Source organism: Paraflavitalea pollutisoli, assembly GCF_029360705.1.
Taxonomy (GTDB): Bacteria; Bacteroidota; Bacteroidia; order Chitinophagales; family Chitinophagaceae; genus Paraflavitalea; species Paraflavitalea pollutisoli.
Map to the genome: position 1 here is coordinate 617133 of NZ_JARKMX010000002.1, position 13284 is coordinate 630416.

11 protein-coding genes are annotated in these 13284 nt (G+C 49.5%); 6 read left to right on the plus strand and 5 right to left on the minus strand.

What is annotated here, in order from left to right; translation table 11 throughout:
• Window positions 1–36: 36 nt before the first annotated feature.
• The 4 genes from P2W70_RS07275 (at window position 37) to cysS (ending at window position 4650) form a co-directional block, all read left to right on the plus strand.
• Entirely contained in the window at window positions 37–831 is a 795-nt protein-coding gene (locus tag P2W70_RS07275; RefSeq protein ID WP_276480776.1) for a rhomboid family intramembrane serine protease, read from the plus strand.
• A gap of 104 nt (window positions 832–935) precedes the next feature.
• The gene (locus P2W70_RS07280) at window positions 936–1859 is read left to right on the plus strand and encodes a rhomboid family protein (protein ID WP_276480777.1); all 924 of its coding nucleotides are present in this window, start codon (window positions 936–938) and stop codon (window positions 1857–1859) included.
• Between the two features lie 8 nt (window positions 1860–1867).
• The gene (locus tag P2W70_RS07285; RefSeq protein ID WP_276480778.1) at window positions 1868–2992 is read left to right on the plus strand and encodes an endonuclease/exonuclease/phosphatase family protein; all 1125 of its coding nucleotides are present in this window, start codon (window positions 1868–1870) and stop codon (window positions 2990–2992) included.
• 149 nt (window positions 2993–3141) lie between these two features.
• Window positions 3142–4650, plus strand: a complete 1509-nt coding sequence (gene cysS, locus P2W70_RS07290; protein ID WP_276480779.1) for a cysteine--tRNA ligase — start codon at window positions 3142–3144, stop codon at window positions 4648–4650.
• Between the two features lie 45 nt (window positions 4651–4695).
• On the opposite strand, the gene mnmC2 is transcribed toward cysS, so the two are convergent.
• Window positions 4696–5376, minus strand: coding sequence for a tRNA (5-methylaminomethyl-2-thiouridine)(34)-methyltransferase MnmC2 (mnmC2, locus tag P2W70_RS07295; protein WP_276480780.1), 681 nt, complete (start codon window positions 5374–5376; stop codon window positions 4696–4698).
• A gap of 77 nt (window positions 5377–5453) precedes the next feature.
• On the opposite strand from mnmC2, the gene P2W70_RS07300 reads away from it, so the two are divergent.
• Together P2W70_RS07300 and P2W70_RS07305 are read left to right on the plus strand one after the other, a co-directional pair.
• Window positions 5454–6416, plus strand: coding sequence for a WD40/YVTN/BNR-like repeat-containing protein (locus P2W70_RS07300; RefSeq protein WP_276480781.1), 963 nt, complete (start codon window positions 5454–5456; stop codon window positions 6414–6416).
• A gap of 3 nt (window positions 6417–6419) precedes the next feature.
• The gene (locus tag P2W70_RS07305) at window positions 6420–7028 is read left to right on the plus strand and encodes a DNA-3-methyladenine glycosylase family protein (RefSeq protein WP_276480782.1); all 609 of its coding nucleotides are present in this window, start codon (window positions 6420–6422) and stop codon (window positions 7026–7028) included.
• A 98-nt stretch (window positions 7029–7126) separates the two neighbouring features.
• Here the strand turns inward: P2W70_RS07305 and P2W70_RS07310 are convergent, their stop codons facing one another.
• From P2W70_RS07310 to P2W70_RS07325, 4 genes are all read right to left on the minus strand, one after another.
• Window positions 7127–7594 carry an RDD family protein gene (locus P2W70_RS07310; protein WP_276480783.1) on the minus strand — a complete coding sequence of 156 codons (468 nt, stop codon included), beginning with the start codon at window positions 7592–7594 and terminating at the stop codon, window positions 7127–7129.
• Between the two features lie 179 nt (window positions 7595–7773).
• A complete protein-coding gene (locus P2W70_RS07315) occupies window positions 7774–9939 on the minus strand; it encodes a S46 family peptidase (RefSeq protein ID WP_276480784.1) in 2166 nt (721 codons plus the stop codon).
• Between the two features lie 199 nt (window positions 9940–10138).
• The gene (locus tag P2W70_RS07320) at window positions 10139–10558 is read right to left on the minus strand and encodes a hypothetical protein (RefSeq protein WP_276480785.1); all 420 of its coding nucleotides are present in this window, start codon (window positions 10556–10558) and stop codon (window positions 10139–10141) included.
• A 201-nt stretch (window positions 10559–10759) separates the two neighbouring features.
• The gene (locus P2W70_RS07325; RefSeq protein ID WP_276480786.1) at window positions 10760–13168 is read right to left on the minus strand and encodes a hypothetical protein; all 2409 of its coding nucleotides are present in this window, start codon (window positions 13166–13168) and stop codon (window positions 10760–10762) included.
• Between the last annotated feature and the right edge of the window lie 116 nt (window positions 13169–13284).

The following is a 13284-nucleotide window of genomic DNA, read 5'->3' on the forward strand; positions in this document are numbered from 1 at the left end:
CTAAAAGCAATTAGCGTGTATTCGAACAGGATGTTTATGCCCTTAACACCCGTGGTGAAGAACCTGATGATCGTCACCGGCCTTGTTTTCCTGGCACAGCTCACTTTCCAGAGCAAGTTTCCGGTGTATGATTGGTTTGCCATGCACCATTTCTTGTCCAAAGACTTCAAGCCGCATCAGTTGCTGACTTACATGTTTATGCACAGTACCCAGGGTTTTGGGCATATTTTGTTCAATATGCTGGCGCTGTTTATGTTTGGCACCAAGCTGGAAATGGTTTGGGGCGCCAAACGTTTCCTGACCTTTTACCTGATCTGCGGTATCGGTGCGGGTGTGATCAGCGGACTGGCGACCTTGATAGAGACCTATCCGGTGATCAGCGACCTTAATTTTCTGCAAGACCATCCCACCATCCGGAACCTGAACATGCTGCTGAACAAATATCCCTGGGTCAATAATTTAGTACAAATCAACCCCAATGCCGTGGTGGATCCTAATTCGGTCGAGGTGCAGAAGGAGATCTTCTCCATCGCCAACCACCTCAAAGAGGCTGCTACCCAGTCTTCCACGGTTGGTGCATCTGGCGCCATTTTCGGGATACTGGCCGGTGTAGGCTACCTTTTCCCCAACGACATTGTCAATATCTACTTCGTTTTACCCATTAAGATGAAATGGTTTGTAGTGATCTACGCGGGCCTGGAGCTTTACATGGCGTACCGGAACGACCCGAATGACCAGGTGGCACACGTTGCGCACCTGGGTGGTGCCCTGGTAGGCTTTTTGATAGTTTACTTCAGTTACCGGCGGGGAAATCGACGTAGATTATTTTAATCCAACATTAGACGTAATCCGAACGTTAATTTATTACCAATATCGCAATGCCCCGAAAGGGGATGTTCTGAGCGGGGTTTTGTACATTCACCAAAATTATTTTCGTGTTGCGGGAAGATCGATACAAGAAACGGATATTACTCGGCCAGGATGGGAACTCCCTGGTTATGTTGCTGGCCATTCTGGCCATCTCCTTCTGTCTTTTCAAATTCTTGTGGACAATCTACTGGATGTCGGGCTCCAAGATCGATATATACAATAGCGAAATCCTGAACTGGTTTACCCTTCCATCGAACCTGGGCGTACTCGCTACCCGACCCTGGACTGTTTTCACGTATATGTTCCTGCACGAAGATCCGATGCACCTGATCGGAAATGTGTTGTGGCTGTGGGCTTTTGGCTATATTCTGCAAGACCTGGCCGGCCCGCGCAAGTTGATCCCTTTATTTATCTATGGAGGCCTGGCAGGCGGTCTTTTCTATATTTTAAGCTTCAACCTGCTACCCGTTTTGTCGGAAGCAGCTAAATACAGTACCCTGATCGGCGCTTCGGCGGGTGTGATGTCGATAGCCATCGCAACGACCGCCCTCGCGCCCGGTTACCGGATATTTCCGATGATCAATGGCGGCATTCCACTGTGGGTGCTCACCCTAATCTTTGTTGTACTTGACTTTGCCATGGTGACAGGTAACAATACCGGCGGGCACCTGGCACACCTGGCAGGGGCGGCTATGGGCTTTATTTTCGTATGGCAGCTTCGCCGCGGCAGGGATTGGGGCGAATGGATGAACCGCTCCTTCGATTGGATCAGTAACCTCTTCAACCCCGATAAGAAGAACTGGAAGAAAACGGCCAAGGAAGAATTACACTACGAAGCCAAAGGCACTCAGCCATATAAAAGGATTCCCAATATCACGCAAAAAAGGATCGATGAGATCCTGGACAAGATCAGCCAGCAAGGCTATCGCTATCTGACCGAAGAGGAAAAAGACATTCTGAAGCGTGCCTCCGAAGATGAAGACCTGTAAACAGCATCATGGCTATACGAACCATCGCGAAACGATTTTTCATCATTTTTCACATTGGCATTGTAGCACTTTTTCTGCTCGCTTGTGCCAATGTATTCCTGCATCCTGAAAAATGGTGGTTCATAGCCATACTGGGACTCGCTTTTCCCTTTTTGCTCATCCTGGTGATCCTTTTCCTGCTGCTCTGGACATTATTCCGCTCACGCTGGGCATTTTTATCTTTGGCAGCGCTGCTACTCGGCTACTCCAACATACGCGCCCTGATCGGCATTCATCCAGGCGGATTCACCCCCAACAAAAAAGAAAAAAGTATCCGGATCCTCACCTGGAACGTACGCTGGTTCGACGAACAAAAACGCATTACCAAGGGCGCTTATCCCAGCCGAAAACAAATGCTGGCCTTCATCCAGGAGCAAAATCCCGACGTATTGTGCTTCCAGGAATACTTCGAGACCAATAAGGTCAGCTATAGCAATATGAAGGATATTCAGAAAATGAACTACCCCTATTGCTACCGCGTGATCGATTACGGCCGCAAAGGAGGTCCGTTGGAAGTAGGAGTGGCGATTTTTTCACGGTTTCCTATTGTAGATAGTGTGCGGATCCGCTATCCCGGTCCCGTACACCTGCGCGCAGCAGAAAGTCTTATCTACTGTGATATTTCGACAGGTACTCAAACGATCAGGGTCTTCACTACACATCTTCAGTCCGTGCTCTTTCAAAAAGAGGATTACGCACGTCTAAAGATGATCAGAACAGCCGACGACAGTATGCTGGATGCGTCTAAATCGATCCTGAAGAAATTGCGCCAGGGCTATTCTTCGCGTGGCACGCAGGTCGATATTGTACGCGAACAGCTCGATAAGAGCCCTCACCCTTTCGTGTTATGCGGCGATTTCAACGATGTACCCAATTCCTATACTTATTTCAGGATCCGGGGCGGGCACCAGGATGCATTTATCGAAGCCAGTAATGGTATCGGGCGTACCTACCGGGATGTAGCCCCCACTTTGCGCATCGATTACATCATGGCCGACAAACAGTTTGATGTGCTGCAATGCAAACGATTTGCAGTTCCGTATTCGGACCATTATCCCGTATTGGCCGACCTGCGGCTGAAAGCTCCTGAATAAATTTGCTACATTTGAGCCATGGCCATCCATTTCTTTCTTTCGTGTTGTTTTACCTGCGCTGTTCTGGCCGGATAAATCTATTTTTGTGATGCCTGCATGGCATTTTTCCCTGTTTAATTTAATTCGCAGACCGATATCAACGATTCATTATGAGTGAGCTGAAAGTGTTTAATTCCTACACCAGGCAAAAAGAAGTTTTTACCCCGCTTACACCGGGCCACGTAGGTATGTATGTTTGCGGCCCCACGGTGAGCGGAGAAAGTCACCTTGGCCACGCGAGACCTTATATTACGTTTGATGTGATCAACCGATACCTCGTGCACCTTGGGTATAAGGTGCGCTACGTGCGCAATATTACCGATGCCGGGCATTTTGAAGAAGAAGGCAGAGAGGCTGAAGACAAGATCGCCAATAAGGCAGTGTTGGAAAAACTGGAACCCATGGAGCTGGTTCAGAAGTACACAAACCTGTTTCATTGGGCGATGCTCGAGTTCAACAACATCGAGCCCAGTATTGAACCTACCGCCACGGGCCATATCGTAGAGCAGATCGAGATGATCAAAAAGATCATGGAAGATGGCTATGCTTATGAAGTCAATGGTTCCGTTTACTTCGACGTCAAGAAATATGCCGAGCACTATCCCTATGGACAGCTCAGCGGCCGGGTGCTGGATGATCAACTCGAAACAACCCGTGACCTGGAAGGACAGGACGAGAAGCGAAACAAACAGGATTTTGCGTTGTGGAAGTCGGCGCCCCCCAAGCACATCATGCGCTGGGTAAGCCCCTGGGGTGAAGGGTTCCCCGGCTGGCATATCGAATGCTCTGCCATGAGTACCAAATACCTCGGTACGCAGTTCGATATTCACGGCGGTGGTATGGACCTGCAGTTTCCCCACCATGAAAGCGAGATCGCCCAAAGCACCATTTGCAATAAACACGTCCCTGCGCGCTACTGGCTGCACAATAACATGATCACGGTGAATGGCAAAAAAATGGGAAAAGCCTATAACAACCAGATCAGGCTCACTGAAATGTTTGCGGGTACCCATCCCCTGCTGGAACAGGCTTATAGCCCCATGACCATCCGCTTTTCGATCCTGCAGACCCACTACCGCAGCACACTCGACTTTAGCAACGAGGCACTAAAAGCAGCGGAAAAAGGCATGAAGCGCTTGTGGGAAGGTTACGAGAACCTGAAGAAGCTTAGCTATGGTACAGGTCAGTACGCCGCACAAAAAGGTACTGACGGAGAATTGCTGGACGCTAAAGTCAACCGCCTGCTAACGGAGATGGACGAATTTATGAATGACGATTTCAGCACAGCCAAGGTATTGGCCAACCTGTACGAACTGTTGCCCATCATCAACTCGGTGCGCGACCAGCTGATCCCGATTACGGCTATTTCCGAAACAACCTTTTGCCGGTTACAGCAATATTTCAAGGCTTACCTGGAAGACATCCTGGGCCTGAAAGGAGAATTGGCCAATGAAGATGGTAAACTGAATGGTGTGTTGGAGCTGTTGATCGATATCCGCAAAGATGCCAGAGGCCGGAAGGATTTCGCAACCTCCGATAAGATCCGCAACCAATTACAGCAGCTGGGTATCCTGCTAAAAGATGAGAAGGATGGCAGGGTTAGCTATACGCTTGAATAAATGTGTCGATCCTATATTTCACACGGCGCGGTTTCCGCGCCGTTTTTATTTGGCGGGAGGCCGGTGTGCCCGCACCATCTCCCGCTTACCCAGCGGGCCAGGAATCTTCTCTACCGTGAAGCCGGCAGCCTGCATGGCCCGCCGTACATTTCCCTTCGAACAGTAGGTCACCAATATGCCACCGGGCAACAGCAGGTTGTACAAAAGCGTGAAGGCTTCGGTCGTCCATAATTCGGGCTGTGCATTGGGGGCAAAAGCATCGTAGTAGATCAGGTGAACGGGGTCGATTGCCGGCAGACTAAACAGCGTTGTTTGAAATTTCTGCAACGTGAATACATCATCGATTGCAACTAAGGAGTTCCATTCCGAGCCGTGCAGCTGCTCAAAGACCGGCTGCAAGTCGGGCCGCTGCAATTGCGCGGCATAGTTAAGCTGGTTCGTTATGCCGGCTTCCAGGGGGAATGCCTCTACTGCGCCGTACTGTACCCGTTGCTGTGCCTGCGCGGCCACCTGCAGGGTGAGCAGGGCATTGAGCCCGGTACCGAAACCCATTTCAAAGACGCGCAGCACAGGATGCTGGTGTAGCAACGGGCGCAGGCCTGCCTCGATAAACACATGCATCGATTCCTGTATAGCGCCATGCCTGGAATGATACGTCACCTGCATATCAGGTATGGCGATCGTGGCCGATCCATCGCCGGTGATCAATAGCTCCCTTTCGTTCATCCTGCAAAGCTATTGCGCGGCCCAAGTGTAGCCAAAAGATTATAACTTAGGGTAGTAAATTCCCTAACATGCGTTCTTTGCGTTACGTTGTTCTGATGCTGCTGATCCTGTCTTATTGTTTTGCCGGCTGCGGGAAAGATGACCCAATTGCTAATCCCCCTGTTAAAGAGGATACACTTACCAAAGGGTGGAGTAAATTGACGGGCGTTCCCGGTTCGATGGAAATGTTCTTTGTTGACAACCAATCGGGCTTTATCACCGGCAGGCCCTTACACAAGACGACTGATGGCGGAATTACCTGGACAGCCTTGTCTTTAACCGTCGAAAGCCCTGGCATTGTAAACATGTATTTCACAGACGCTACACATGGGTGGATGGTCGGCAGAAGCTCCCAAGGGCAAGAGAATCTCTTCCGGACAACTAACGGTGGCGCCAGCTTTACCTATATCACCTTCGCCAATATGTATGGACTCGGCGATGTTCAGTTTTTAGACAGAAGACGAGGATTTATAGTTGGCCGAAATGATTTTCATACCAGTGTGGACAGTGGAAAGACCTGGACCAGCGTGAGAGGACTGTTCCAGGGAAATGCCCTTACGTTATTCTTCTTTGATGCCATGAACGGCATTGTGGTAAGCGATCGTCACATCTATCGTACCAGTGATGGTGGTAGTAGCTTTGAAATGGTACAAAATCTTCCGGCCGCTAATATAGCCAGCACCCCCTTCGGCATCCAGTTTATCGACAGGAATATTGGCTGGGTGCCTTGTTTGAACGGGGTTTATAAAACCACGAATGGCGGACAAACCTGGACGTTCATTTCCGTACCTGGTGATGGGAAAGACGTACATTTCTTCGATCAGCAGGAGGGCTATCTGCTACAGACCAAGGCTATTCTCAAAACTACCGATGGCGGCAACTCCTTCAGCAAGGTGCTCTCGACTCCCAACCATACGTTGTACGAGCTTCAATTCAATGATAAAAAACACGGATGGGCTGTCACTGCTGCCGGGCCGCTTTATCGATACCTTGAACAATAGCCCATGCAATACAAAGCACACTTACTGAAGGATAGGCGCTTAAAGAAGTTCATCGAACAGCACGAAGGTTTTACGCTGAAAAAGCGCAAAAACCTTTGTATCTATCTTTGTGCTTCGATCATGAGCCAACAGCTCTCTACCAAAGTGGCGGAGGTGATCTACCAGCGGTTTCTACAACTATATGGAGGCAAAGAGCCCTCTCCCCAGCAGATCCTGGATACGCCTTTCGACACCTTGCGGGGCATCGGCCTGTCCAATGCCAAAACCAATTACGTGCAGAACGTTGCCCGCTTTACCCTCGAGCAGGGCATGGACCATAAGAAGCTGGCTAAGATGAGCAATGACGAAGTCATCGTTTACCTCACTCAAATAAAAGGCGTGGGTAAATGGACAGTCGAGATGCTGCTGATGTTTGCCCTGGGGCGTGAAGATGTGTTTTCCATCGATGATCTTGGCCTGCAGAACGCCATGATCGCCATTTATAAACTACAGCGGGAAGACAAGAAACAACTTAAAGCGGACCTGCTGCGCATCTCTGGCAAATGGAGCCCTTACCGGACCTATGCCTGCATTCATTTATGGCATTGGAAAGACAATAGTCCTTCGAAATAAGCCAGCAAAAAAAACTGCTTTAAAGACCTCCAGCATGAACTGATGCTATACAGCCTGCCTTCTACCTGTTTCTGTTATGAAAATGATGGCGCGAAGTTCTATTTCCTTCTTTCTTTGATGACCCTGGTGGCGGTCCACTGGTCGTGAAAGGGGCTTCCTACACAAGCGGTAAAATATTCGAGGGGGATCATACGCATAATGCCTCTTCTAACAGCATCGCGCCAGCTAAAGGACGATGTACGTTCGTGAATAACCCTTGTTCCGGTAATCAACTTTCCCAGTGTCTTGCCTTTAAACACGCCTTCCACGATCATGATATAAAGACCATAGAATACATGCAGCAAAACGAAGTCTGATACATCAGACATGTTTTCGATCACCTCAAACACTTTGGTGCCATAAGCGCTTGCTGCTACCAGTATGACAAAGACGATGACGATGGCGTAATAACTAAGGAGGTCGATAACGTAGTTGACAAAGCGCAATTCCGCCTTGGCGTCTTGTTGTGACGCAAGTTCCTGTTCAATGTCCTGTAACAGGTTTTCACTGGCTGCTAAGCGGTTCATGATTGGGGGTTGGGTTGACTTTGCTATTACCAAATAACGTAAAAAAGCTGATATATTGTAATATGAAACTGTTTTGTTTTGGTCATTAACAAAATACCCTTAGCCAGACAATAAGAAAACCCTGCAACCGTTGCCTGGCGGGCACTGTTGCAGGGTTGACCGGAATCAATTCCGGGGTATTATTGCCTCACTAATTTGAGTTCGTTGATGATGTTCGAAGCCCCGCCCAACTTGTCGATACACCACAGTACATAGCGCACATCCACGCAGATCGTCCGATTATAAACGGGATCAAAGGCGATCTTGTGGCTAAGTGCCTCATAATTACCATCAAACGCCAAGCCGATCAGGTTACCATTTCCGTCGATTACGGGCGAACCAGAGTTGCCGCCGGTGATGTCGTTTGTCGTAATAAAGCCCACTACGAGGTCTTTGCGACCAGCGTCGATATACTGACCATAATCTTTCTTTTTGGCGGCCTCGAGCAGATTGGCTGGCAGATCGAATTCATAATCACCGGGTTGGTATTTTTCCAGTACCCCTGATAAGGTAGTTACGTAGTCGTATTTAACCGCGTCCCGTGGTTGATAGCTCTTTACATTGCCATAGCTTACCCGCATGGTAAAGGTTGCATCGGGGTACATCTTCTTCGCTTTGACCGTATCCATGTTCAGGATGCCCTTCAAGTACAGACGGCCCAATTCGGCATTCCTGGCATTGAACTGTTGTGATTGTGGCAGGAATTTGCCCACCCAGTTCTTTACAAAAGCGGTAGCCGTTGCATAGGCCGGATCGGCCTGTAAAACAGTCGCATCAGGATTGGCCGTGAAGGCGTTCCATTTACCTTCATCGAAGATCATGGTGTTGTTGAATACATTGGCTGCGTATTTCTTGTAGGTATTCTCGTCTTTGAGGTCGCCAAAACTTCCACGCAGTCCTTCGTAGAAACCCGCAGGGTGCTGGTTCTTGTCGATCTCGTTGTAATACATCATCAGTACCGTTCCCAGAATCTGCTGGTCGGAAACCTTGTTCTCTTCTTTCAGGAACGCCGTCCTGGCTTCTTTGGCGGCATCTACAGCCTTTTTGATATCGACAGAACTTCCCTTTCTCACAATAGCGTTCTCAATCTGTTGCAAGCTGGCGGCAAAAGCCAGCACCGGTGAACCGAAGATACCCTCATTCAGGTATACCTGGTGTTTGCTATACGGCCGCCAAACGTCGTAGGCCGCACCCCAATCCTTGAAAATTGGCTCATACTCGGCTTTCCCGTTGGCCCATTGCTGGAATTTAGCCTCTGACTCCTTCTTCTTGTCGTAGATATCATATTTGACCAGCTGTTTGGTTTCGCCATCAAAGAACTTCCAGTAGTTGGCGATAGAAGCATAGCTGGAGGCCAGCTGCAGCTTGATGGCCGGGTCGTTCTTCATCTGCTCAAACATGTATTTGAGGCGCATGTCCCGCAGCTTTACCAGTGTCGGATTGTTGATATCGATCTTTTGCTTCACACCGTAAGAAGACTCGTACCGGTTGGTACCACCGGGATACCCATAGATCATGGCATAATCACCGTCTTTAACCCCTTTTATGGAAACGGGCAGCGAATATTTGGGCTTGAGTGGTTTGTTGCCCGCCGCATATTCCGCAGGCTGGCCATCTGCAGCTGCATACACTCTGAAGACGGAGAAGTCGCCGGTGTGACGGGGCCACTCCCAGTTATCGGTATCGCCCCCGAACTTACCGATGCTTTCGGAAGGTGCTCCTACCAGGCGGATATCATTGTAGCGCTGGTATACAAACACCAGGAACTGGTTGCCCTTGAACAGCGGACTTACACGACCGGTGATATTTTTAGACACGTCGGTATATCGTTGGTTCACGGCTGCGATCGCGGCGTTGACTTTGGCAGCACGTTCGCTACCGGTAGTGCCTTTTGCAGCTTCTTCCACCTCTTTCGTTACATCTTCAATCTTCAGCAAAAACTCTACATACAATCCCTGGGAAGGTATTTCCTGGTCTTTGCTCTTTGCATAGAAACCATCCTTCAGGTAGTTGTTGGTAACAGAGCTGGCCTTGGCAATCGCATCATAGCCACAGTGGTGGTTGGTAAAGATGAGCCCTTCCTGGCTTACGATCTCCCCGGTACATCCACCATTGAATATGATGATGGCATCTTTTATCGATGCTTTGTTGATGTGGTACAGCTGGTCTTTTGTCAGCTTGAGACCCCGCTTTACCATATCACTATACACTTGCTGCCCCAGCAGCAACGGCAGCCACATGCCCTCGTCAGCCATTGACCTGAATACTGAAACCATTAAAGCAATCGCTATAAAAAGCTTCTTCATAAAGAGATATTATTTTAGAGGGCAAACGTACTTGAAAAAATTGTAATTGCTAAATACCGTTCGTTAGTTGATGGTTAGCGCGCTGAATTACAACCTAAAAAGAGGGATAAAATAGGCTAAGCCGCTGCCCTGGCGGGCAGCGGCAGACAGATCTGCGGCAAGCAGTTAGGGTATATCGCAAGTGGATGCCCGAAGACGGTCAACCGACCTTTCGCACTACCAGTTCTTCAATTACCCGTGTGCTTGAATTGACCTCGAAGGTTTGTACCTGGTTGGTTTTAGTGCCTTTGATGATAAACTTCAACTTTTCTGCCTGTTCCTTTGGCAGCTGGTATTTCTTGTCAAACTTCCTATCGGTATAACTATCCTGATAAAGGGTGGACCCGTCTATATCCCGTATTGTTACCGTAAACTTTTCGCCGGAGGGGTTATCGTATAATACCTGAAATACTGCGCTACCGGGCGGATTGCCCAGGTGTTTTACAGCAGCAGTGGTAGTAGCGCCCTTAGCAGCCGCCGGGGCGATAGCGGCTACCGCTACTGCTTGTGCGCCTGCACGGATTGTAGCCATGACAGATAATGTGGTGATCAACATAACGTACACGGATTGCTTTTTCATACAATAGATTTATGAATGATTAATGGTGGTATGCAAGCAAACCGCTTGAAAAGCAATCATTGGGGGCAGTACAATCAGGAGGGAAAGACAATCATTGAAAATAGGGGGAGCAGTCGTGAGTAATATAAAGATACTACCTTTTGCGGCGTAATGCAAATATTACGCGTCACAAAAGGTTAAGGTATTATTACATTCCGCTACTTACTGCAGCATACGGTTGATCAAGCTGTCCAGTCTGGGTTGGAGCATCAACCTATTGTCCATTCGCTTAAGCGTGGTATCGGAAATAAACCAGTTCATGGCATAGGGTGTTTCCTTCGTTGGTTCGCCGCGTTGCCGCATAGCTTCTTTTTCCTGGGGATCTTTGTAGAGGTGTATGGGAAAATATTCTGCACCATGGTAGTGAGGATCATTGTTCAGGTCACGCAGGTAATTCTGCAGGCGCTTATCATTTACCGTAGTCTGCATATCGTAAGCCCCCAGTACGGTCAGTATGGGTGACGAAAGGTCGTTCTTGATGGGCGCCACCGGAACCAACGGCGCCACACCTACCGGGCTATTGGTGATGTGCAATACCACCAGGTGAAGTTTCGCGACCCGCTGCCTGAATACCTGGTCTGTAGAAGTATCGGCCTGGATCAGCATGGCACGCATCATTTCCTGCACTACCCCTGCGCCAGAGTTGTCGAAATAGCCGCCATCTACAAAATAGTGGATCAACATGCTATCGCTCTCCCGCACCCTGTTCTTTGGCTGCAGCCATTGGTCGATGCGCCCTGCCGGACTAATATACGGGAAACGTGCGCCCATGATCGAGGCGGTACTCAGCCGCATATCGAGTGAGTCGTTCAGGATGCCCAATACATCCACCCGGTTGTTGAAGATCTCTTTGTTGAGGCGGATATTGGTGACGACCCCTGGATTGCCATCCTGCATCCTGGTCGTGTTGATACAAAGCACCGGCAGTGCGTAAGGCTTACCGTTCAGGGCCACCATCTTCGACAAGGTTTCATCCATAGGTGCTTTCAACGTGCTACCAGCCACCTGTGCTCCTTTCTCGAATGTCTCCTCCAACGCCCCGGCTCTATCAGACAGGTCATCATTGTTGATGTGCAGGATGTATTTGAAATAATCCGGCCCCAACATGTGTGCGAGGGTATGGGTAAGATAATCCTGCTTGAGAAATTTTCGTGCCGCATCGAGGTAAGACACATTGGCTGCCTGCGGCTGCTTGCTCTTCTCATACAATAGGGAAAAGAAAGTAGCCACCCCAACACCGCCACCGGAAGTGCCCGACAAACAGAACACGTGACGCGAGAACGGATCTCCCTGGTGTGCCGTGGTATCTTCCAGTTTGCCCAGCACCGAGGCTGTCCAATATCCGGAACGGGATGCGCCGCCATTGGCCAGCACGAAATAGACAGGATAAGCATTGGCGGCGCTATCGATGGATGGTCCGCGGTCGGTCACCCAATTTCGAACATAGGTCTGTATGTCTTGCCGCTGGGCAAAGATCCCCCGGTGCGCCGCTGTCTCCACCGGCTTGGTACGTATGTAATGCGTTTCCACCGAACCCAGCATCAGGGCGGCGATCACGAAAATGAAATGCAGGTTGATATTGGTCTTTACCGATAAGGCAGTCAGTATATTGCCAAATCCGAGCAATACGGCAAATGCCAGCAGCACCAATGGGAATGGTCCCAGTTGCCAGGATACCTCGATTGAGCGGATGGCCATAATGTAAATGATCAACCCGGCCAGGCTCACGATATTGAACCAAAGCAGGTAACCGGTTTCCGAGGGAGGGATGCGCAGAAAACGCATAACACCGAATACCAGGTGGGCCGCCAGGTAAGGCCGGGTCGTTTGTTCGCCGTCTATCTTTTTCTTGCGAAGATTGATGTAGAGGAGGAATACAATATGCAGCAAGCAAAGTACCCACAGGAGCGAAAGGATCGAGCCGCCAGGATTACTCACCACAAGGATCGCAGCCAACAGGAAGATGCCCAGAAACACATAAAAGAGTATGCGTGACAATTTAAGCTGCCTGTTTGCAAAACCCTGAACGATCCCGTCGAGCCCCCAGGAAATGATCATGCCCAGTAAAAAGAACCAGGCCGCTTTGCCAGCCGGTATGGCATCTTCACCCAACGCTGGCGATTGTAACACGGCCATTTCAATAGAGAGCAGGCAGGCAAAACCCAGTAAATGGGGGAACAGGCGCAGCCACGTCGGCGGCAATTCAAAATACCTGGCGTTACGTGCTTTTTCATCGAGCTCCTCAGGGGAGCATTCTCCCAACACTTCCACGATCCTGTCTTTTTGCTTGCCTTCTTTCAGGTAGGCTACGATCCTGGCCGAATACCAGGTTACATAGACCCAGAAGGCGATAGCGATAAAGAAGTAAGCTTTTGCCCGGTGGTTTTCGGTGAAGGCTACCACAATGTCTTTGCCCTGGTTGAGGCTCCAGAAGCACCACATGGTCAGCAGGAGGAACAATATTCCGGGAAAGAATAACCAGATCGATTTGAGTAACCGAGCAATAAACAGCACCAACTGGTATAGCAGATAATAGATGGTATTGCGCACCTTCGGGCTAAAGATCGACATAAGACAGGCATTGGTTAGTTGTTACCAAAGCTAATCTAAATCAACGATAGACGGAACGCCCGTTGAGCGGGGTGTAGGGGCTCGTGAGCCTGTTGTAGAGACTGTTGAGCCGGGGG